Annotated in this window: 15 protein-coding genes and 1 pseudogene; 6 read left to right on the forward strand and 10 right to left on the reverse strand. The window is 70.6% G+C overall.

The genetic code is table 11. The annotated features are described in order from the left end of the window. Positions 1–59 precede the first annotated feature (59 nt). Positions 60–2,201: an acyltransferase family protein gene (locus ACYVLP_RS17015; RefSeq protein ID WP_460628527.1), complete on the reverse strand. Its 2,142-nt coding sequence runs from the start codon at positions 2,199–2,201 to the stop codon at positions 60–62. 215 nt (positions 2,202–2,416) lie between these two features. Here ACYVLP_RS17015 and ACYVLP_RS17020 point away from each other — a divergent pair, with 215 nt between their 5' ends. Next, positions 2,417–4,108, forward strand: a complete 1,692-nt coding sequence (locus ACYVLP_RS17020) for a glycosyltransferase family 2 protein (protein WP_460628528.1) — start codon at positions 2,417–2,419, stop codon at positions 4,106–4,108. 149 nt (positions 4,109–4,257) lie between these two features. Here ACYVLP_RS17020 and ACYVLP_RS17025 read toward each other — a convergent pair. The 4 genes and pseudogenes from ACYVLP_RS17025 to ACYVLP_RS17040 all read right to left on the reverse strand — a co-directional run. Beyond that, positions 4,258–6,831, reverse strand: a pseudogene (locus ACYVLP_RS17025) (bifunctional glycosyltransferase/CDP-glycerol:glycerophosphate glycerophosphotransferase); the annotation flags it as partial. 186 nt (positions 6,832–7,017) lie between these two features. Continuing rightward, positions 7,018–8,139, reverse strand: coding sequence for a GuaB3 family IMP dehydrogenase-related protein (locus ACYVLP_RS17030; RefSeq protein ID WP_452271678.1), 1,122 nt, complete (start codon positions 8,137–8,139; stop codon positions 7,018–7,020). 64 nt (positions 8,140–8,203) lie between these two features. Further along, the gene (locus ACYVLP_RS17035) at positions 8,204–8,893 is read right to left on the reverse strand and encodes a response regulator (RefSeq protein ID WP_460628529.1); all 690 of its coding nucleotides are present in this window, start codon (positions 8,891–8,893) and stop codon (positions 8,204–8,206) included. Beyond that, positions 8,890–10,506 carry an ATP-binding protein gene (locus tag ACYVLP_RS17040; protein WP_460628530.1) on the reverse strand — a complete coding sequence of 539 codons (1,617 nt, stop codon included), beginning with the start codon at positions 10,504–10,506 and terminating at the stop codon, positions 8,890–8,892. Before ACYVLP_RS17040 ends, ACYVLP_RS17035 begins: the two co-directional genes overlap by 4 nt. A 125-nt stretch (positions 10,507–10,631) precedes the next feature. On the opposite strand from ACYVLP_RS17040, the gene ACYVLP_RS17045 reads away from it, so the two are divergent. From ACYVLP_RS17045 to ACYVLP_RS17055, 3 genes are all read left to right on the forward strand, one after another. Beyond that, a complete protein-coding gene (locus ACYVLP_RS17045; protein ID WP_460628531.1) occupies positions 10,632–11,477 on the forward strand; it encodes an ABC transporter ATP-binding protein in 846 nt (281 codons plus the stop codon). Next, positions 11,474–12,421 (forward strand): ABC transporter permease, encoded by a 948-nt coding sequence (locus ACYVLP_RS17050; protein WP_460628532.1) that lies wholly within the window; start codon positions 11,474–11,476, stop codon positions 12,419–12,421. Before ACYVLP_RS17045 ends, ACYVLP_RS17050 begins: the two co-directional genes overlap by 4 nt. Positions 12,422–12,506: 85 nt before the next feature. Further along, on the forward strand, positions 12,507–13,565 hold the full coding sequence (locus ACYVLP_RS17055) for an ABC transporter substrate-binding protein (protein WP_460628533.1): 1,059 nt from the start codon (positions 12,507–12,509) through the stop codon (positions 13,563–13,565). 113 nt (positions 13,566–13,678) lie between these two features. Here ACYVLP_RS17055 and guaB read toward each other — a convergent pair whose 3' ends face one another. The 3 genes from guaB to shbA form a co-directional block, all read right to left on the reverse strand. Beyond that, positions 13,679–15,199, reverse strand: a complete 1,521-nt coding sequence (gene guaB, locus ACYVLP_RS17060; protein WP_452271949.1) for an IMP dehydrogenase — start codon at positions 15,197–15,199, stop codon at positions 13,679–13,681. Positions 15,200–15,286: 87 nt separating this feature from the next. Next, positions 15,287–16,327, reverse strand: a complete 1,041-nt coding sequence (locus ACYVLP_RS17065; protein WP_460628534.1) for a hypothetical protein — start codon at positions 16,325–16,327, stop codon at positions 15,287–15,289. Then, on the reverse strand, positions 16,324–16,899 hold the full coding sequence (gene shbA, locus ACYVLP_RS17070; protein ID WP_460628681.1) for an RNA polymerase sigma factor ShbA: 576 nt from the start codon (positions 16,897–16,899) through the stop codon (positions 16,324–16,326). Before shbA ends, ACYVLP_RS17065 begins: the two co-directional genes overlap by 4 nt. 363 nt (positions 16,900–17,262) lie before the next feature. On the opposite strand from shbA, the gene ACYVLP_RS17075 reads away from it, so the two are divergent. Continuing rightward, positions 17,263–17,550, forward strand: coding sequence for a WhiB family transcriptional regulator (locus tag ACYVLP_RS17075; RefSeq protein ID WP_452271947.1), 288 nt, complete (start codon positions 17,263–17,265; stop codon positions 17,548–17,550). Positions 17,551–17,681: 131 nt separating this feature from the next. Here ACYVLP_RS17075 and groL read toward each other — a convergent pair whose 3' ends face one another. Both groL and groES read right to left on the reverse strand, forming a co-directional pair. After that, positions 17,682–19,295 (reverse strand): chaperonin GroEL, encoded by a 1,614-nt coding sequence (gene groL / locus ACYVLP_RS17080; RefSeq protein ID WP_460628535.1) that lies wholly within the window; start codon positions 19,293–19,295, stop codon positions 17,682–17,684. Between the two features lie 124 nt (positions 19,296–19,419). Next, positions 19,420–19,716, reverse strand: a complete 297-nt coding sequence (gene groES, locus ACYVLP_RS17085) for a co-chaperone GroES (RefSeq protein WP_452271945.1) — start codon at positions 19,714–19,716, stop codon at positions 19,420–19,422. Positions 19,717–19,937: 221 nt separating this feature from the next. On the opposite strand from groES, the gene ACYVLP_RS17090 reads away from it, so the two are divergent. Then, positions 19,938–21,179: a class I SAM-dependent methyltransferase gene (locus ACYVLP_RS17090; protein ID WP_460628536.1), complete on the forward strand. Its 1,242-nt coding sequence runs from the start codon at positions 19,938–19,940 to the stop codon at positions 21,177–21,179. Positions 21,180–21,188 lie beyond the last annotated feature (9 nt).

The raw sequence follows: 21,188 nt of genomic DNA on the forward strand, positions 1-21,188 counted from the left end.
GGGCGACCTATCACCTCGATCGCAATACCTCGACCGGGGTCGGCGCCTGCGGTGCGCGCTCAGGCCCCGGGCACGCCGGAGAGCGCGGTGCGCAGCGCGCGCGAGACCTCGGGGTAGAGAGTCAGCGAGAACGTCTTGGTCATGTGGCCGTGGTCGAAGTAGGTGATGAGGCCTCCGAGCACTGCCGGGCAGGACCCGTCACGGCAGAGCAGGTCGGTCACCTCGAGCCGGGTGACGTCCTTGCCTACTCGGTCGGCGGCGGCATCGGCGAGCGGGTCGGGCTCGAGCCCGCTGGTCGGCTGAGGCGCCTCCTTGGTCGCGCACTTGGCCACGTCGTTCGAGTAGCGGGCCACACAGTCGGGCACGCTGCCCGTCGCTCCCGGGGTGTCACGGATGACGAGGACCCGAGCGCCCGCCTCGATGAACGTGTCCATGACGCGGTTGTAGGACGCCTTCGCGACGGCCGTCTTCTGCGCGGCCGGGACACCCGCGAGCGGCTGCAGGGTGCGGTCCGACATGACCACGAGGTCATAGCCTCCGTCGGCGATCCGGCCGCGCGCCCAGGCGTTCCAGGCCACGCAGTTGTCCTCGAGCGTCTTTGTCCCGAACTGGACAGGGACGTCGACCGAGTAGCACTCCGACGCGAGGTACGTGTCGACCCGCCAGCCGCGCTCCTTGGCGGTCTTGACGATCGGCGGCTCCCACTGGCCGGCGTGCGAGTTGCCGTAGAGGGCGATCTTGACAGTCGCGTTCTTCGGGCCGTACGAGCAGACCTTGTGCCTGGTGAAGGGCCGGTTGTTCCAGCAGTCGTCGGCGTACACGTCGGGCTTGTCGTCGGCCGCCTGGATCGGGTTCGTCAGCATCGCCATCGTCCGGCCGGTGCACGCCGGGTCACGGAATGCGTCGACCCCGACGCACTGGGCGGCCGGGTTCACCCGCACCGACTCCGCCTCGGACGCGGCCCGGTCGGACTGCCACAGTGCGAAACCGGCGGTCGTCAGCGAGATCGCGAGGCACGCGGCGAGCAGCATGAAGGACCGCTTGGTGCTTCGTGCGATCGCCGGCGTGAAGCGCATGAGGTCCTCGACCCAGCGCTTGGACAGGCCCGAGAGCGCGAGCACGATCGCGATGATGACGAGCTTCTGCCACCACTTCACGTTGTCGTCGCCGAGGACGAAGGGCGCGATGACGATCGCGGGCCAGTGCCACAGGTACACCGAGTAGGAGACGTCCCCGAGCCATTGGACCGGCCGGCCCGACCACAGATGACGGGGGCTGGGGGCGAGGTCGTCCGAGCGGGCCGCGATGACCATGGCCGCGCCGACGGTGGGCAGGATCGCGGCCAGGCCGGGGAACGGCGTCCCCCCGGTGTAGCTCCACGCGGCCCAGATCATCGCCGCGAGACCGCCCCAGACCAGCAGGGCCCGAAGCAGCGTCGACCGGAAGCGGAGGCCGGCGTGCACCGCCGCGGCCAGCCCCGCGCCCACGCCGAGCTCCCAGATGCGCGTCGTCGTCACGAAGTAGGCCTGCGCCGCGTCGTCGTTGGTGAACCAGGCGGACCAGGCCAGCGACAGGAGGCTGACCGCTCCGATGACGAACAGCGGCGCGTAGCGGAACGAGCGCGACAGCCGGCGACACACGAGGAACGCCAGGCCGATCAGGACCGGCCACATGATGTAGAACTGCTCCTCGACCGACAGCGACCAGTAGTGCTGCGTCGGGGAGTGCAGCTGGTCGGTCGCGAGGTAGTCGGTCGAGGTCCACGCCAGCATCCAGTTCTCGACGTAGAGCGCCGAGGCGATGACCTCCTTGGCCACCCGCGCATGCACGGTCTGCGGGAGCCAGATCATGCTCGCGACGAGCGTGACGACGAGGACCAGCGTCGCCGCGGGGATGAGTCGCCGCACCCGGCGGGCCCAGAAGGCGAACAGGTCGGCGGTGCGCTTGATCGGGCGCTCGAGCAGGTGCAGCGTGATGAGGAAGCCGGAGATGACGAAGAAGACATCGACACCGACGTAGCCGCCGGTGAGCCGGTTGGGCCAGAAGTGGTAGATCACGACCAGCGTCACGGCGATCGCGCGAAGAGCCTGGATGTCCTTGCGCGGACCGGCCTCCACGGGTCGCTCGCGTCGCGCCGGCGGGGCCGTCACTTCGGTGACTCCGCCGACGACCGTCGTACCCATAGCGTCGGGTGCAGCCAAGAAACCTACTCCGTACGTGATAACCCATGCCCGAAAATCAACCTGGACAACCTAACGCACGAGGCCGTCATTTCCCATTTAGCCACCGGAGAGCCACCGGCTCGCAACCGGTTCGTAACCACAGGCGCAGCGGGTGTGCAGTCCCGGTCGCGTGGGCTCGCGGCACCCGCGGCTAGGATCGGCCTGTCGCCATCCCGACCAGAAGTGAGCTCTGCGTGAGCAGCCCGACTCCGTCGCTGACCGTCATCTCGAACGTCTACAACGACGCAGAGCGTCTCCCCCGGGCTGTGGCCTCGGCGCTCGCGGCGTGGTCTCCCGCCACCGCAGGGCAGGCAGAGGCTGTGTCAGCGGGAGACGCGACCGGCGGCATCGAAGTGCTCATCGTCGACGACGGGTCGACCGATGACACCGGACGGGTCGCCGACTCTCTCGCCGCCGCCGACCCACGTGTGCGGGTGGTGCACCGTGGGGAGAACGACGGCGCTCCGGGCGCCCCGCGCAACCTGGGCCTCGACGAGGCGCGCGGTCGCTGGGTCGCTTTCGTCGACAGCGACGACGAGTACCTCCCGGGTACGCTCCGGAGGCTGGTCGACGTCGCCGAGGCCGAGCACGCCGACGTCGCCGCGGGTGCGGTGTCGCGGTACAACGAGCGAACCGAGCGGGTCACGCCTCTTGCGGCAACGGCATACACCAGTGGTCCCGTCACGCCGCTCGACCCTGGTTCCCCCCTCTGGCACGACACGATCGCGGTCGCCAAGGTGATGCGCCGCGACTTCCTCGACGAGCACGCGATCCGCTTCCCCGAGCGGATCCTCTACGAGGACCAGCCGTTCACCGTCGCGCTCTGGGCCCAGGCGTCGCGGATCGCGACGCTCGACGAGACCGTCTACCACTGGTACGTCTACAACGTCGCCGGCGGCGAGTCGATCACGGCGCGACGTCACGAGATCTCGAACTTCCACGACCGGCTCACCGCCAACCGCGCGATCGACCGCATCCTCGACGGCCGGCCGGACCTTGCCGGCGCGAAGCTGGGCAAGTTCGTCGAGCACGACCTCGCCCTGTACGGCAAGGACATCGACAGCCGCGACGACGCCTACCGCACCGAGTGGCTCACCGCCGCCCGCGACTATCTCGAGGCGCAGCCCGAGCAGCGCCGGACCGCGCTGGCCCAGCCGTTCCGGCTCGCGGTGCAGGAGCTCGTGACCGGCTCGGACGAGAGCGCCGTGGCCGCCTGCCTCTTCGCGTACCGCCGGCTGCACGTGGCACGCCCGCTCGACCACCGCGAGGGCGGCTGGTGGTGGCCCTACGTGCCCGCGCCGTCGGCGACCGTCGCCCACGACGTCACCAGGCTGGTCCGCAACGAGCACGCACGTGGCCGTCACCTGCGGACCACCGTATGCCGTCAGATCAGTGCCGATGCCCGTTCCCTCACGCTCGCCGGGACGGTCGTCGACGGCGACGGGAGCCTGCGCGCCCGCGCCCGGATGCGGGTCGTCCTCGTCGACCATGACAGCCGGTCAGTGGTCGGCTCGGCCGCGACCCGGCTCGACCCCGACGGGGGGTTCGCGGTCACCCTCGCGCTGCCGAGGCTCGAGAAGGACGCACCGCGCTCGAAGGTCTACGACGTGAAGGCCGTCTTCCCCGGGCGGGTGCCGCTGCCCTTCCCGGTGCGCCGGGCGCGGGCCGTCGAGATCCCGGTCGGGCTCGACCTGCCGCCGCTCGCGGAGGCGACCGGCCTGCAGCTCTACCGCACCCGGAACGGGACGGTGGTGCTGCTGTCGCGTCCCGAGTCGGTGGACCCGTCGTCCGGCGCCGGTGCAGACGTCTCGACACCGGCCGCGGAGTCGCCGGACGCCGCGGCGCCATTGGACCCGGCCGAGTCACCGGACGCGGCCGGGGCCTGAGCGGACCGGGCTGCGCCCACCGTCCCGTCCGCCGTGGCGGTCACGCCAACGCCCTGGGCGCCCTTTCCGGTCTTGGTGCCCTTGGTGCGGCCCGGGACCGAGGCCCCGAGCTTGGGGGCGGGCTTGCCGATCTGCTTGATCGCCGCGGCGACCCGGGCGCAGCACTGGCCGTCCCGTTGGGGGAAGGTCTCGTCGATCCGCTGCTGGAACTCCGGCCGGGCGGCATACCCGTTGTCGGCGATGTCGGTGATGGCGGCGATGGCCTGCTCGACCCCGGCCACAACTGGCCCGAAGCCGTCGCGCTCGTAGCGGAAGTACCCGGCGCGTCCGACGTGGCCACCCGCGGCGACCCGCTGCGCGTCGAACTGGAAGTACACGACGGGACGGTCCATGTAGGCCGCGTTGAACGCCATCGAGGAGTAGTCGGTGACCAGCACCGCGGAGCGGGCGAAGTAGTCCTGCACGTCGGCGCCGTCGAAGGACAGCCGCAGCACCGACTCAGGCAGGTCCATCTTGGCCAGAACGGGCTGGATGTTCGGGTGCGGCAGGAACGCGATCTTGCGTCCGGTGCGTGCGGCGAGCTCGGCCAGCTCTGGGCTGTTGAGCAGCGCCGTCCACGACTTGGCGTACTCGGTCTCGAAGAAGTGCGAGTCGATGACGCGCCGCTGGCTGCCCGGCTTGAGCGGCGGCACGAGCCAGTTGCGCCAGGTCGGCGCGACGAGGATCAGGTCGCGGGCGTCGCCGGTGATCCGCTGGGCCTTCTCGTGCAGCCGGTCGAAGCGCGGCAGGCCGGTGAGCACGACCTCCCTCGTGCCGAAGACGTAGGGCGACCCGTCCGCCGCGATCGAGTCGTACTCCCCCGGGGTCGAGGTGACGAACAGGTCCATCTGCTTGGCGTTGAGCCAGCGCGAGAGGTCGTCCTTGATGACCCCGTGCTGCAGGAAGGTGAACTTCCAGCGCGGCTGGAAGTGCCTGACGATCGCCGGCGGCTTCTGGACCGGCGCGTCGATGTGCGAGGAGATGAGGTGGGCCGCGTTGATCATGAGCAGCTTCCACCGCAGTGAGCCGTGGGCCACCACGCGCGAGCCGAAGCCGTCGGCCTTGAGGCGCTTCCAGTCGGGCGTGTCCTTCTCGATGACGAACCACGCGTTGACCTCGGGCCGGTTGGTGCGCAGCCAGCGGAACAGGATCTCGGCGCTGTCGTTGGCGTCGTGGATGCGGTCCATGAGCACCCAGGCGTCCTTGAAGACCGCGCGCACCTGCGGGCGCGCGGCCATCAGCCGCACCGGGTCGACGATCAGGGCCTTGACCGCCTCGCGGCGCCGCATCCGCGGCGGCCGGAACCGGTTGGAGATCGCGCGGGCCCCCAGCGCCCGGACTGCTTGCCGCTGCCAGCTCTGCTCGAGCTCGACGCGGGTGCCGTCGAGGCGGACCTCGACCGTGGACCGCGCGTCGACCCAGAGAACTTTCTCCCACATCAGCGTGGTGCCGAAGAACTCGATGGCGCGGACCTTGGAGTATGCCGGCTCGACGCGCTCGCCCCGCGCGTACACCGCCTCGGTCGGCGGCTCGCCCACCCAGCGGTAGAGCAGACGCACCATGCGCTTGACGGCGTCGTAGCTGTCGGTGACGACGTAGGGAGTGTGCCAGGACTCGTCGCGCAGGCCGTGCAGCATGATGTCGCGCCAGTGCGGCTGGAGCTTGCGGATCGCGAAGGCGTCGATGACGTCGGGGTCGAGGCGGTCGACGATCTGGCGCAGCGTCGCCCGGAAGGACTCCGCGAGGTCGCCCTCGATGGCCGCGGCCGAGCTGGCCATCGCGTCTTCTGCCGAGAAGTACCACGACAGCTCGTAGAGCACGACGTGCTGGACCCACATCGGCACCGAGCCGAACTGTGCGGCCGAGGCGTCGAGCAGCGCGAGGTACCCCTCACGCGGGACGGTCGAGTAGCGGCCCGTCGCCGAGATGCCGGTCTGCAGGGTCGAGGACTGGTCGGCGCGCTTGCGGTAGAAGTACTTCGCCGAGGCGATGAAGCCGGCCTGGCGGCTGGGGGCGCGCAGCAGGTAGCGGACCGCGAAGTCGCCGTCCTCGAAGTTGGGCCGCAGGCCGGCATTGAACCGCATGTCGCCGATGACGTCACGCCGCATGAGGCTCGTCGTGGAGCTGCCCGGGATGTAGGCGGTGGTCGCGTCGAGGTCGACGAGCTGGTCGGTGGTGTACATCCGCCAGCGCGGGTGCTTCGCCTTCTCACCGGTGCTCTCGTTGCGCAGCACCACGTTGGCCGACAGGAGCTGGGCCTCGGGGTTCTCCTTGGCGAAGGCGGCCATGGACGAGAAGAACGCGGCGTTGACAGTGTCGTCGGGGTCGATGAAGGTGACCCACTCACCGGTCGCCTGCTCAAGACCCACGTTGCGGGCGACCGCCTGGCCGGCGTTGGCCTGGCTGAGGACGGTGACCTCGAGCCGCGCGCGCATCGCCCACTCCTCGAGCACGGCCCGCGAGTCGTCGGTGGAGCCGTCGTCGACGGCGATGAGCTGGATGCGCGACAGGTCGAACGTCTGCGCCTCGAGGGACTCGATGAACTCCGGCAGGTAGCGCGACACGTTGTAGACGGCCGAGACGATCGAGAAGAGCGGCCGCTTCTGCTTGCTCACGGTCGGGTTCTCGGGGGTCGTCTCCGTCATCACTGGTGCCTTCCCGCGCGGACCATCGGGTGCCCGCATCTGGTGTCGTCTGGGCTGCGCGGCGAGAGCTCGCCGCGGCCTTGGTGTCGATTCACCCCGTATGCGGGGGCAACGACGCCTTGCATCCTATCCGTTGCGTGGTTGGTGACCGTCCTGCGCTGTCCCGGACTGCCTTGCCTCGCCTGGGACGCAGCGCTCACTCGACCGGCGCTCGACCCGGTGGCGTCAGGCGCCGAGGTAGGGCGATACGACGACCTCGACGCGCTGGAACTCCTTGACGTCGGAGTACCCCGTCGTGGCCATCGCCCGCCGGAGGGCGCCGATGATGTTCGTCGTGCCGTCCGCGCGCCGGCCGGGGCCGAAGAGGATCTCCTCCAGCGACGCCTGGCCGCCGAGCTCGATGCGCTCGCCGCGGGGCAGCTCCGGGTGGTGTGCCTCGGGGCCCCAGTGGAAGCCGCCACCGGGGGCGTCGGTGGCGCGGGCCAGGGCAGCGCCGAGCATGACTGCGTCGGCCCCGCAGGCCACGGCCTTGACGATGTCGCCGGACGTGCCGACGCCGCCGTCGGCGATGACGTGCACGTAGCGGCCGCCCGACTCGTCGAGGTAGTCGCGGCGGGCTGCGGCGACATCCGCGACGGCCGAGGCCATGGGTGCGTGGATGCCGAGGGCGGTGCGGGTCGTGTGGGCTGCGCCGCCGCCGAACCCGACGAGCACGCCGGCCGCACCCGTCCGCATGAGGTGGAGGGCAGCCGTGTACGACGCGGCGCCGCCGACGATGACGGGGACGTCTAGCTCGTAGATGAACCGCTTGAGGTTGAGCGGCTCGGCCCGGCCGGAGACGTGCTCGGCCGAGACGGTGGTGCCCCTGATCACGAACAGGTCGACACCGGCGTCGACGACGGTCTTCCAGTGCTGCTGGGTGCGCTGCGGGGAGAGGGCCCCGGCGACAGTTACGCCGGCGTCGCGCAGCTGGCGCAGGCGCTCGGTGATCAGCTCGGGTTTGATCGGCTCGGCGTAGATCTCCTGCATCCGGCCCGTCACCGCGCCGGGCTCGATCGCGGCGATCTCGCGCAGCTGCGGCGCCGGGTCCTCGTAGCGCGTCCAGAGGCCTTCGAGGTCCAGCACCGGCAGCATGCCGAGCTTGCCCAGCGCGATGGCACTGTCCGGCGAGACGACGGAGTCCATCGGCGCCGCCATGACGGGGATGTCGAAGTGGTAGGCGTCGATCTGCCACGAGACCGAGACCTCCTCCGGGTCGCGGGTCCGCCGCGAGGGCACGACCGCGATGTCGTCGAAGGAGTAGGCGCGCCGACCGCGCTTGCCACGGCCAATCTCGATCTCGGTCACCGGCCGATCCTATCGAGCGTCCGCCCGGACGCCCGCACGCCTCGTGCGGCGTGGGCGGAGCGGGTCAGCGGCGTCGCGGCAGGTAGCGATGCTCGGGGCGTCCGGTCGTGCCGTAGCTGAGGTCGAGGTCGAGCAGCTGCTTCTTGACGAGCGTGGCGAGGTACCGCTGAGCCGTCGGCCGGCTGGCGCCGAGGATCTCGGCGACCTCAGCCGCGCCGACCGGCTCGGGCGCCGTGCTGACGATCTCCAGGACGCGTGCCATCGTCGGCTGTAGGTTGCGCACGGCCGTGGCTCGCCTCGAGGGCGTCCCCCGGAGGCTGTAGAGGGCGTCGACGGCGTCCTGGTCGACATCGCCCTCGCTGCTCGGTGCCTTGCGCAGCCGCTCGGTCCAGGCCCGGTAGGCCTCCAGCTGCTCGCGCAGCGCGGCGAAGGTGAACGGCTTGACGAGGTAGTAGAACGCCCCCAGCTGCATCGCTGCGCGCACCGACTCCAGGTCGCGTGCGGCGGTGACGAGCAGGAAGTCGGGCACCCGGTCCCCGTTGGCCGCGAGGCGGCGGACGAGGTCGAGGCCGCTGAAGTCGGGCAGGTACATGTCGAGCAGCACGAGGTCGGGCTCGAGCTCCCCGACGAGGCGCTGCGCCTCCTCGCCGGTGTGCGCCTCCCCGACTGCGGTGAAGCCGTCGACGCGGGCGATGCTCAGCGCGTGCGCGCGGGCCACGTGGTAGTCGTCGTCGACGACGAGGACCCGGATCATGACATCTCACCTACCCGTTCGCCGACCCGGATCGGCAGGCTGACCTCGAAGCGGGCCCCGTCCGGCGACGACGCGGTGATCGTGCCACCGGACCGGGTGACCAGCCGGTGCACGAGCGCGAGGCCGACGCCGCGGCGCATCGCGCCACGGGGACCCTTGGTCGAGTAGCCGTCGACGAAGACGTCGTCGATGCGGTCCGCCGGGATGCCCGGCCCGGTGTCGGCGACCGAGAGGCTGAGTATGCCGTGTCGCCGGTTGAGCGCCACCGTGACCGTCCCGCGGGGGTGCTTTCCCGCGGCGCGCGGGTCGTCGGCGACCGCGTCGACGGCATTGTCGATGAGGTTGCCGAGCACGGTGACGAGCGGCAGGTCCTGGACGTCGCCCGCCGCGAGCCTGCTGGACGGGTCGAGCTGCAGGACGACGTCCCTCTCGGCCGCGACCGTGGACTTGGCGAGCAGCAGCGCTGCGACGACCGGTGCCCCGACCCGCGACCGGATCTCCTCGCTGGCCAGGGAGGTCTCCTGCCAGAGCTGCTGGCTGTAGCGGGCGGCCTCGTCGACCTCGCCGATCTCGAGCAGGACCGAGAGCACGTGCAGCCGGTTGGAGAACTCGTGCTCTTGGGCCCGGAGCGCCGTGGTCAGGCCCTCGACCGAGTCGAGCTGGCGCAGCAGCGCCTCGAGCTCGGTGCGGTCACGGATGGTGACGACCCATCCGGCGTTGCGGCCGCCGACGATGACGGGCATCCGGTTGAGCACGAGCAGGTGCTGGTCGGTGACGGCGACGAGGTCGCTGCCCTCGACCTCACCGGTGACGATCCGGCGCAGCCGGCCGTCGGGCATGACGTCCTCCACGTGCTGGCCGAGCCGGGCCGACTCGAGGGCGAGCAGCCGCCGCGCCTCGTCGTTGAGCACCTTGATGGCCGCGGCGCCGTCGACCGCGAGCACGCCCTCACGGATCCCGTGCAGCATCGCCTCGCGCTCCTGCATCAGGGCGACGATCTCGGACGGCTCCACGCCGAAGGTGACCCGCTTGATGGCCCGGGCGAGCAGGACCGCGGCGAGCACGCCGAGTCCTAGCGCGATGAGGCTGTAGAGCGCGATGTCGGCGACCTCGGCGGAGACGCGCAGACCGACCTCCGACTCGAGGATCCCGACCGACACCTCCCCCACTGGCCGTCCGTTCGGGTCGACGATCGGGGCACGGGAGTTCGCGGACCGCCCGAGGCTGCCCTCGTCGATGCCGGTGTGCACCTGGCCGTCGAGCGCCACGACCGGCTCCTCGATGCGCTCGCCGATGAGGGCCGCGTTGGGGTGCGAGTAGCGCGTGCCGGTGCGGTCGATGATGACGACGTACGACGCCTTGGTCGCGTCCCGGACCTGCTCGCCGAGGCGTGGCAGCAGGTGGGTCGGGTCGCCGGCCTGCACGGCCGCGGCCACCTCGGGCATCCGGCCGAGGGTGACCGCGACATTGGTCGCCTGGTCGATCGCATGCTGGTCGGCCGCCTGTCCGGTCAGCCGCGTGTAGAAGCCGAAGCCGACGGCCATCGTCACCACGACGATGCCGAGCACGGCGACGAGGATCCGGGACGCCAGCGTCCTGCCAAACCTCGGCATGCAACTCCTCACCAGTGCGGAACTCGGCTCAAGCATGACTGAGCAGAACGCACAAAACCACCGGTAACGCGGCTATCACGCCCAATGCTCACAAGGCTTCAGCAGCGCCCGCCCCCGCTCCTACCGTGACGCAACTCAACGAGGAGAAAGGGGTTCGAGCCATGGCGGCCATCGAGCTACGACACGTCACCAAGACCTTCCCCACGTCCGGGGGCGGCACCTACACCGCGATCAAGGACCTCAGCCTGACTGTCGAGGAGGGCCAGTTCTGCGCCGTCGTCGGCCCGACCGGCTGCGGCAAGTCCACCACGCTCACGCTGGTGTCCGGCCTCGAGCGGCCGACCAGGGGCGAGGCCCTGGTGCACGGCCAGCCCGTGCGCGGCATCGACACCGGCACTGGCTTCGTCTTCCAGCAGGATGCGGTGTTCCCGTGGCGCAACGTCCTCGACAACGTCGCCGCAGGCCCCATCTACCGCGGGCAGAAGCGCGCGGAGGCCGCGGGCCTCGCTCGGGACTGGCTGCGCCGGGTGGGCCTCAGCGGCTTCGAGGACCGCTACCCGCACCAGCTCTCCGGAGGGATGCGCAAGCGGGTCGCGCTCGCGCAGACCCTGATCAACCAGCCCCGGATCCTGCTCATGGACGAGCCGTTCAGCGCACTCGACGTGCAGACGAGGGCGATCATGTCGACCGAGCTGCTCCAGCTCTGGGACCAGACCCGGCCGGCCGTCATGTTCGTGACGCACGACCTCGAGGAGGCCATCGCCCTCGCGGACAAGGTCGTGGTCATCACCGCGGGCCCCGGCACGGTGAAGGCGGAGTTCGAGATCGACCTGCCGCGCCCACGGATGGTCCAGGAGATCCGGTTCGAGCGCCGCTTCACCGAGATCTACGAGCAGATCTGGTCCGCGCTGCGTGCCGAGGTCGCCGAGGCCCACGCCCGCACGACCCGCGTGGAGGAGGTGGCCTCATGATCGACATGTCCACCCCCGGCACCGCCACCACCCGCGCGGCCACACACCAGGACCCGGGCACCGGCGCGACGAGCCCGAGCGAGCGGCATCCGGCAGCGGCACCTCAGTCCAGCGATCCCGGCCCGCGCGACCCGAAGGCAGCCCGTCGCGCCCGGCGGCTCCGGCTCGCCGGCGTGCGCCTGGCCATCGTCGTCGTGCTCGTCATCGCCTGGCAGCTGTGCGTCAACGCCAAGATCGTCGACCAGTTCTTCTGGGGTGACCCCACCGGCGTCTGGGACACCATCGTCAGCTGGGTGACCGTCGGCACTCCGCAGGGCTCGCTCGGCGCCCAGATCATGGTCACCCTCGAGGAGGCCGTGCTCGGGTTCGTCATCGGTGCCGTCCTCGGCATCGTCCTCGGCATCGCCCTCGGCCGGATCCGGATCCTCTCGGAGATCTTCGCGCCGTTCCTCAAGGCGGCCAACTCGATCCCGCGCATCATCCTCGGCTCGATCTTCACCGTCGCGTTCGGCTTCGGGATCCAGTCCAAGGTCATCCTCGCCGTCGTCCTCGTCTTCTTCGGCGTCTTCTTCAACGCCTTCCAGGGCAGCCGCGAGGTCGACCGCAACCTCGTCGCGAACGCGCGGCTCCTTGGCGCCTCCCGCTGGCAGGTCACCCGCGACGTGGTGCTGCCCTCGGCGTTCACGTGGATCCTCGCGAGCCTGCACATCAGCTTCGGCTTCGCCCTCATCGGCGCCCTCGTCGGGGAGATCCTCGGCGCGAACGCGGGCCTCGGCCTGCTCATCCGCTCGTCGCAGAACAACTTCGACATGAACGGCGTCCTCGCCGGGATGGTCCTGGTCGCGCTCATCGCCCTGACGGCCGAAGCGCTCATCAGCATCCTCGAGCGGCGGCTGCTCCGGTGGCGGCCACCGATCACCCACGAAGGAGGCCTGCACGAGTAACCGGACGGCATACGCCCTCCGAGCCAGCACGGCTCCCCAACCACAGTCACCGAACCACAGCACCACCACTCAAAGGAGAGTTCCCTTGAACACCAAGCGAATCGGCGCTATCGGCGCCGCCCTGGTCGCCGCGTCCACGATGGCTGCCTGCGCGAACAACGCCTCCGGCGCGACCACGTCCGCCGGTGGAGCCGGCGCCTCCGCGCCCACCGTGACCATCATGGTCGGCGGCATGAGCAAGCAGATCTACCTGCCGTTCATGCTCGCCAAGCAGCTCGGGTACTACGACAAGGCCGGCGTCAACGTCAACCTCGTCGACGAGCCGGCCGGCGGCGACGCCACGCAGAACATGCTCGCCGGTCAGGTCCAGGGCGTCGGCGGCTTCTACGACCACAACATCGCGCTCCAGGCGCAGGGCAAGTCGTCCGAGGCCGTCGTCTCGATGCTGCAGATCCCCGGCGAGGTCGAGCTCTGCCGCAGCGACCTCAAGGGCACGATCAAGAGCCCGGCCGACTTCAAGGGCCAGGCACTCGGCATCACCGACACCGGCTCGTCCACGGACTTCCTCACCCAGTACCTCAGCAAGAAGAACGGCGTCGACCCGACCCAGGAGACCCGCCGCGGCGTCGGCGCCGGACAGACCTTCATCGCCGCGATGAAGCAGAAGGCCATCGCCTGCGGCATGACGACCGAGCCGACCGTGTCCAAGGCCCTGTCCGACGGCACCGCGTTCATCCTGCTCGACATGCGCACCGCCGCGGGCTCCAAGGCCGCGCTCGGCGGCACCTACCCCGCGACCTCGCTCTACATGCCCACCGAGTGGGTCGACGCCAACAAGCCGACCGTGCAGAAGCTTGTCAACGCGTACGTCGCGACGCTCACGTGGATCCAGTCGCACAGCGGCGCAGAGATCGCCGACAAGATGCCCGCCGACTACTACAAGGGCGTCGGCAAGGACGCCTACGTCGCGGCACTCAACAGCGAGAAGGGGATCTTCAACCCGACCGGGATCATGCCGGCCGACGGCCCGCAGACCTGCCTCGCCGTGCTCGGCGAGTTCAACCCCAAGGTCCAGGGCAAGTCGATCGACCTGAGCAAGACGTTCACCAACGAGTTCGTCCAGGCGGCCACGCCCCTGACCTGATCCCGTGACGCGGCCACCGGCCGGTCATCACGCGAGACGACGTATGCCGTCCGGCTGGGTCCCAGCCGGACGGCATACGTCCGCGTGCTGCGGGGCGGTCGGGGCGTCCGGACTCAGCCGGAGACGGAGTAGTTGGGCGCGTCCGCGATGCCCTGGATGTCGTGCGGGTGGCTCTCCTTGAGCGAGGCCGAGGTGATGCGCACGAACTGGCCCTTGTCCTGCAGCTCCGGGATGGTGCGCGCGCCGACGTAGAACATCGACTGGCGCAGGCCACCGACCATCTGGTGGGCGACCGCCGACAGCGGACCGCGGTAGGCGACGCGGCCCTCGATACCCTCGGGCACGATCTTGTCGTCGGAGTCGACCTCGGCCTGGAAGTAGCGGTCCTTGGAGTACGACTTCTTGCCGCGCGAGCTCATGGCTGCGAGCGAGCCCATGCCGCGGTAGCTCTTGAACTGCTTGCCGTTGACGAAGATGAGGTCGCCCGGGCTCTCCTCGCAGCCGGCCAGGAGCGAGCCGATCATGACCGAGTCGGCGCCGGCGACGATCGCCTTGGCGATGTCACCGGAGTACTGCAGGCCGCCGTCGGCGATGACCGGCACGCCGGCCGGCTTGCACGCCTGGGCCGCGGCGTGGACCGCCGTGATCTGCGGCGCCCCGACACCCGTGACGATGCGCGTCGTGCAGATCGAGCCGGGACCGACGCCGACCTTGACGGCGTCGGCACCGGCGTCGACGAACGCCTGGGCGCCCTCGCGGGTGGCGACGTTGCCACCGATCACCTGGACATGACGGGTCGCCGGGTCGTTCTTGAGGCGCTGGACCATCTCGATGAGCAGGCGGACGTGGCCGTGGGCGGTGTCGGCGACGAGCACGTCGACGCCGGCCTCGATGAGGGTGGTCGCCCGCTCCCAGGCGTCGCCGAAGTAGCCGATCGCCGCGCCGACCATGAGCCGGCCTGCGTCGTCCTTGCTCGCGTCGGGGAACTGCTCGCTCTTGACGAAGTCCTTGACGGTGATCAGACCGGCGAGGTGGCCCTGGTCGTCGACGAGCGGCAGCCGCTCGCGCTTGTGCTGGCGCAGCAGGGTCGTCGCGTCCTCGCGGCTGATGCCCTCGTGCCCGGTGATGAGGGGCATCGGGGTCATCACGTCGCGCACGAGCGTGGTCGCCCACTCGGCAACCGGCGTGAACCGCAGGTCACGGTTGGTGATGATGCCGATGAGCAGCTTGTCGCCGTCGACGACGGGCAGGCCCGAGACGCGGTACTCACCACAGCGCTGGTCGAGGTCCTCGAGGGTGGCGTCGGGGCCGATCGTGATCGGGTTGGAGATCATGCCGGTCTGGGTGCGCTTGACGAGGTCGACCTGGTAGGCCTGGTCGGCGATCGACAGGTTGCGGTGCAGCACCCCGAGCCCGCCCTGGCGAGCCATCGCGATCGCCATGCGCGCCTCGGTGACCGTGTCCATCGCCGCGGACACCAGCGGGCTGCGGATCGACAGCTCCCGCGTCAGGCGGGTCGTGGTGTCGATGTCGGCCGGCGCGAGGTCGCTGTATCCCGGAAGAAGCAGGACGTCGTCGTACGTCAGACCCATCGTGGCGAAAGCGGCGGGCACATCTGACGATCCGAGACTCATTGCCCAATTCTAAGGGCTCTGCCGAGTGCCCTTGGCCAGCCCTGGTCCGGCCACAGAGACACCCCGGGTCCAGGCGCCGCCCGACAGTCAGCCGACGTTGGTGCTCGCGTCGGTGCCCGGGTCGAGCGCCGCCGCGCCCGTGCTGCCGGTGTCCGCGGTACCGGCGCCCGTGGTGACCGGGTCGGCCGTGCCAGGGGCACCGACGGGCTTGGGCGCCCGCACCGGGGTGGTCGACCTGGGGCTCGGGCCGCCGTTCAGCCGGCCGGTTGGCGGCGTGGCCGTCGAGTACAGGTCAGCGCTCGGGGTGCCGGTCGGAGTCGGCGTCGGCGTGACGTTCTTACCCTTGTCGACGCCCTTGCCGACGTTGCCGTTGCCGCCCTGGTTGCCGCTGCTCGGCCCGGATGGCGTCGGCGCGGGCTTCGCGCCCTGCTGGTCGGCGTCGCCGTCGCCGTTGCCGGGGTCGGTCGGAGTGCCGGTCGGCGTGCTGCCACCCTGCGAGCCGGCGTTCGCGTTGCCGTCGGAGTTGCCGCCCTGGCCGCCCTGGGTCGCTCCCCAGGCGTTGCCGTTGGGGCCGGTCACCCCGGCGGTGCTGCCCTGAGCGCCTCCCTGACCGCCTCCCTGGGCGACGCCGTCGGCGGCGCCGCCGAGCGCCACAGCAGGGCCGCCGGACGCCTCTGCGGCTGCGACGACGGAGGCAGGCAGCAGCACGATCGTGCCGTCGGGCTGGCGGTAGAGCACGAGGCCACGCGCCTCGGTCGTGCCGGAGGTCTGCGGCAGGCCGAGCCGGGTCAGCAGCCCGCTCGGGGCGTCGCTGTGCGCGCTCTGCTCCATCTTCTGCTCGATGCGGGCCCGGTCGGCCGCGCTGAGCCCACGCGACGGCAGGGTGACTGCAGCGGCGACACCGGCGCCAGATGCGGCAACCGCCAGCGCCGCGAACGCGCCGATGTAGCGGTGCTTCCGTCCCACCTTCCGGCGTCCCGTGTGGGCCGGCAGCGGGGTGTCGGCGTGGGCCGCGAGCGCTCCGAGCATGACGGCGACGGGCTCGCCACCAGCGTCCCGGCGGGCAGCGAGGTGGTCGAGCAGCAGGTCGTCGGCGGCGAGGTCGCTCATCGGGAACAGGTCGGTCATGCGACGTCACCTGCCTCGACGGCGGCGATCATCGCGCGGAGCTTGGTCAGGGCACGGTGCTGGGCTACCCGGACCGCACCCGGAGACATCCCGAGGGCCGCGGCCGTCTCGTCGGTCGACATGCCGACGGCCACCCGGAGGGTGAGGATCTCGCGCTGCTGCGACGGCAGCTGCTGCATGAGCGACATCGCGGCCGCGGCCTCGTCGCGCATGACCGCGACCGACTCGGGTGACGGGCTGTCGTCGGGTCCGTCCGGGATGGTCTCCACCGGCGCGGGGCCCCGCATCGCGGCGCGCTGGGCGTCGGCGAGCTTGCGAGAGGTGATGGTGTAGACGAAGGCCTCGAAGGGCAGGCCGCGCTCCTCATAGGTCGGCAGGGCCGTCATGACAGCCATGCACACCTCCTGAGCGACGTCCTGGGCAGTGTCCTCGGCGCCGAAACGTCCGAGCCGGACGCGGGAGTACCTCAGGGCCATGTCCCTGATGCGCACCAGCAACGCGTCACGCGCATGGGTGTCGCGCGTGGCAGCCGCCGCCAGCTCACGCAGCGATGGAGCGTCCACCCGCTCCATCGCGCTCACACCCCCGTGTGTTACGGAGGCGGGACTGGACCAACCAGGACCCATCTGAGCTCTCGTCCCCCCGAACTCCCGTTTGGACTGCCGGCGTCGCGTTCGCGCCGCCGGTGGCGCTCCACAAGTCGATCATGCTAGTGCGTGCTGGCCGCCTGCGGGCCCCAAAGGCACCCGAACCGTCCTGGACCGAGCATGCCATCCACATGGGAATTCTTGAACAAGTCTTGAAGATTCCGCTCTTTATCCGTGGTGGATCGTCCGGTTAGCGTCAATTCCGCAGGCCCCTCCCGGAGAACATCGCGCGAGCCGGGGCCTGAAGGACGAACGGCGGACGACCCGCCCCATCTGAAAGACGAGCTCATGGCAGAGATCACCCGCCTCCCCGGCCCAGTCGCCGACCTGTGGGAGTGGCAGCTGGACGGAGCCTGCCGAGGCGTCAGCCCGGAGGTCTTCTTCCACCCGGAGGGCGAGCGCGGGCCCCGCCGGCGCAACCGCGACGCGGAGGCCAAGGCGGTCTGCGCCGGGTGTCCCGTCGTCACCGAGTGCCGCTCCCACGCGCTGGAGGTGCGCGAGCCCTACGGCGTCTGGGGAGGCCTCACCGAGGCCGAGCGTGAGCTGCTCCTCGGCGATATCCAGGAGGCCTCCTGACCTCCCGCTGAGCCTCAAGGGCCCTCGGCCGCCCGTGAGCTGTGACGGGGTCACGGACGCCGAGACGCGAGCGAGGACCGCTCCCGTTCGGGGGAGCGGTCCTCGCTGCTGCTGGAGGTATGCCGGCCGGCTCAGTGGCCGTGGCCGTGCCCGTGGCCGCCGGCCTCGGGCTCGTCCTCCGGCTTGTCCACGACGAGCGTGTCGGTCGTCAGGATCATCGAGGCGATCGACTCGGCGTTGCGCAGGGCCGAGCGGGTCACCTTGACCGGGTCGATGACGCCGGCGCCCACGAGGTCGCCGTACTCGCCGGTCGCCGCGTTGAGGCCCTGGCCGAGCGGGAGCTCGGCGACCTTCGAGGTGACGACGTAGCCCTGGAGGCCGGCGTTCTCGGCGATCCACCGCAGCGGCTCCTGGACGGCCTTGCGGACGATCGAGGCACCGGTGGCCTCGTCACCCGTCAGGTCCAGACCGTCGATGACCGTGGCCGCGTGGATGAGCGCGGTGCCGCCGCCGGCGACGATGCCTTCCTCGATCGCGGCGCGCGTGGCCGAGATGGCGTCCTCGATGCGGTGCTTCTTCTCCTTGAGCTCCACCTCGGTGTGCGCGCCGACCTTGATCACGCAGACGCCGCCGGCCAGCTTGGCGAGACGCTCCTGGAGCTTCTCGCGGTCCCAGTCGGAGTCGGTGCGCTCGATCTCGGCCTTGATCTGGTTGACGCGGCCTGCGACCTCGGACTGGTCGCCCGCGCCGTCGATGATCGTCGTGGCGTCCTTGGTCAGCACGACGCGACGGGCCTGGCCGAGCACGGTCAGGTCGGCCTGGTCGAGCTTGAGGCCGACCTCCTCGGCGATGACCTGGCCGCCGGTGAGCACCGCGATGTCCTGGAGCATCGCCTTGCGGCGGTCGCCGAAGCCGGGCGCCTTGACCGCGGCGACGTTGAAGGTGCCGCGGATCTTGTTGACGACGAGCGTCGACAGGGCCTCGCCCTCGACGTCCTCGGCGATGATGAGCAGCGGCTTGCCCGACTGGACAACCTTCTCGAGCACCGGGAGCACCTCGGCGACCGAGCTGATCTTGCCCTGGTTGATCAGGACGTAGGCGTCCTCGAGGATCGTCTCCATGCGCTCGGTGTCGGTGACGAAGTAGGCCGACAGGTAGCCCTTGTCGAACTGCATGCCCTCGGTGAACTCGAGCTCGGTGGCGGTGGTCGAGGACTCCTCGACCGTGATGACGCCGTCCTTGCCGACCTTGTCGAACGCCTCGCCGATGAGACCGCCGAGGGTGGCGTCCTGAGCCGAGAGGGTGGCGACCGAGGCGATCTCGTCCTTGCCCTCGACGTCGCGCGCGTTGCGCAGCAGCTCGTCGTTGACGGCGGTGACGGCCTTGTCCATGCCGCGCTTGAGCGCGGCGGGGGCGGCACCGGCCGCGACGTTGCGCAGGCCTTCCTTGACCATCGCCTGGGCGAGCACGGTCGCGGTCGTCGTGCCGTCGCCGGCCACGTCGTTGGTCTTGGTGGCGACCTCCTTGGCGAGCTGCGCGCCGAGGTTCTCGTAGGCGTCCTCCAGCTCGATCTCACGAGCGATGGTCACGCCGTCGTTCGTGATCGTGGGAGCGCCCCACTTCTTGTCGATGACGACGTTGCGGCCCTTGGGGCCGAGCGTCACCTTGACGGCGTTGGCGAGCGCGTCGACGCCTCGCTCCAGCGACTTGCGGGCGGAGTCGTCGAACTCCAGCATTTTGGCCATGGTGTTCCTTCTGCTCGTGGATTGAGCGGATCAGCGAATTGCGTTGTGGCTTAAGCAGACGCACCCCGGCGAAACCCCGACGGGGCCCACCGGGGTGCGTTCACGGCATACGGCGTGACAGGGGTCAGCCGACGATCGCGAGAACGTCGCGCGCGGAGAGGATCAGGAACTCCTCGCCGCCGTACTTGACCTCGGTGCCGCCGTACTTGCTGTAGATGACCTTGTCGCCGACCTTGATGTCGAGCGGCACGCGCTCGTCGCCGTCCTCGTTCCAGCGGCCGGGGCCGACAGCGAGGACCTCGCCCTCCTGCGGCTTCTCCTTGGCGGTGTCGGGGATGACGAGGCCGGACGCGGTGGTCTGCTCGGCCTCGAGGGACTTGACGACGATGCGGTCTTCGAGCGGCTTGATGGAAACCGACACGGTGGTGACCTTCCCTTCGGGACAGTCGGGGTGACTTCCGGTGACTACGGACGTAGGGCTCTTCATGGCTGGCCGCCGTCGCGGGGGTCGACCGCCCTGAAGAGGGCGCTGGCACTTTCGAGGTGAGAGTGCCAACAAGAAGAAATCTAGGTATGCCGTTAGCACTCGGTCAAGTCGAGTGCCAGATTTGGCCTTCAGGGCCGGCTTGGCAGGATGGGCGCATGGACGCCGCGATGGTCGACCGCCTGGCCACAGGAGAGGGCTGGGCGCTGCTGCAGTCCCTGCCACCGTACGACCAGGTGACCTCGCTGCAGCTCCAGGGGCGGCTCCGCGACGCCGGCTATGCGCCCGACCTCGTCGCGGCCGCGATGACGCAGTCGCGGCTGCGGGCGCGCGGCGCCGAGAAGTTCGGCCAGTTCGCCGATGGGATGCTCTTCACCGCGGACGGCCTCGAGCAGTCGACCCGCCTGGCCATCGCCGCCCGCCACGCACACCGGTACGCCGCGGCCGGGGTCCGCGAGATCTACGACCTCGGCTGCGGGCTCGGCGCCGACGCCATGGCGTTCGCCGGGCTGGACCTCACGGTGCGGGGTGTGGACGCCGACGAGGCGACGGCGCGGATCGCCGGGGTGAACCTCCGTCACTGGCCCTCGGCGCGCGTCACCCACGCACGCGCCGAGGACGTGCGGCTCCCCGAGGGGGAGGGACGCCGCCACCTGGGCCTCTGGCTCGATCCTGCGCGGCGGGTCACCGGCGTCGCCGACATCCACGGCCGCACCAAGCGCGTGTTCTCGCTGGACGCGATCTCGCCATCGTGGCCCGAGGTGCTCGCCTATGCCGACCAGGTCGCTGCCACCGGCGCCAAGCTCTCGCCCGCCTTCCCGCACGGTGCGATCCCGCCCGGGGCTGAGGCGCAGTGGACGTCCTGGCACGGCGAGGTGCTCGAGTGCGCGATCTGGTGGGGCCCGCTCGCCACCACGGCCGGGCGCACGGCCGCGGTCTGCACCGAGGCCCAGACGAGCGTCGTGACCCAGGTCGAGGCGGAGGCCGCGGACGGGCAGCCCGGCCTGACATCGGTCCACGAGCTGGCCGAGTGGCTCTACGAGCCCGACCGGGCCGTGGTCCGCGCCGGCCTGACCGGCGCGCTCGTGTCCGCGGTCGACGGTGCCGAGCTGGCAGCCGGCGTCGGCTACGTCACGAGCGGAGCGGCATACGACCTCCCGTGGGCGCGGCGCTTCCGCATCGTCGAGGCGATGCCGTTCTCGACCAAGCGCCTGGCCCGATGGCTGCGCGACCACGGGTACGACCGCGTGACCGTCAAGAAGCGCGGCGTCACGATCGACCCGGACGCGCTGCGCCGGCAGCTCAAGATGACCGGCCGGGGCAAGGGTGGCTCCGAGGCGACGCTCGTGGTCACCCGCGCCGGAGGCACCCAGGTCGCGCTCGTCGTCGCCCCCACCTGACCCCAGCCG

This window comes from Intrasporangium mesophilum (genome assembly GCF_054783095.1).

Coding starts and splice junctions, on each gene's coding strand:
- ACYVLP_RS17075 (WP_452271947.1), top strand. CDS start 17,263: ATGGCAGAGATCACCCGCCTCCCCGGCCCAGTCGCCGACCTGTGGGAG.
- ACYVLP_RS17065 (WP_460628534.1), bottom strand. CDS start 16,327: ATGACCGACCTGTTCCCGATGAGCGACCTCGCCGCCGACGACCTGCTG.
- ACYVLP_RS17050 (WP_460628532.1), top strand. CDS start 11,474: ATGATCGACATGTCCACCCCCGGCACCGCCACCACCCGCGCGGCCACA.
- ACYVLP_RS17090 (WP_460628536.1), top strand. CDS start 19,938: ATGGACGCCGCGATGGTCGACCGCCTGGCCACAGGAGAGGGCTGGGCG.
- ACYVLP_RS17035 (WP_460628529.1), bottom strand. CDS start 8,893: ATGATCCGGGTCCTCGTCGTCGACGACGACTACCACGTGGCCCGCGCG.
- ACYVLP_RS17040 (WP_460628530.1), bottom strand. CDS start 10,506: ATGCCGAGGTTTGGCAGGACGCTGGCGTCCCGGATCCTCGTCGCCGTG.
- groL (WP_460628535.1), bottom strand. CDS start 19,295: ATGGCCAAAATGCTGGAGTTCGACGACTCCGCCCGCAAGTCGCTGGAG.
- shbA (WP_460628681.1), bottom strand. CDS start 16,899: ATGGAGCGGGTGGACGCTCCATCGCTGCGTGAGCTGGCGGCGGCTGCC.
- guaB (WP_452271949.1), bottom strand. CDS start 15,199: ATGAGTCTCGGATCGTCAGATGTGCCCGCCGCTTTCGCCACGATGGGT.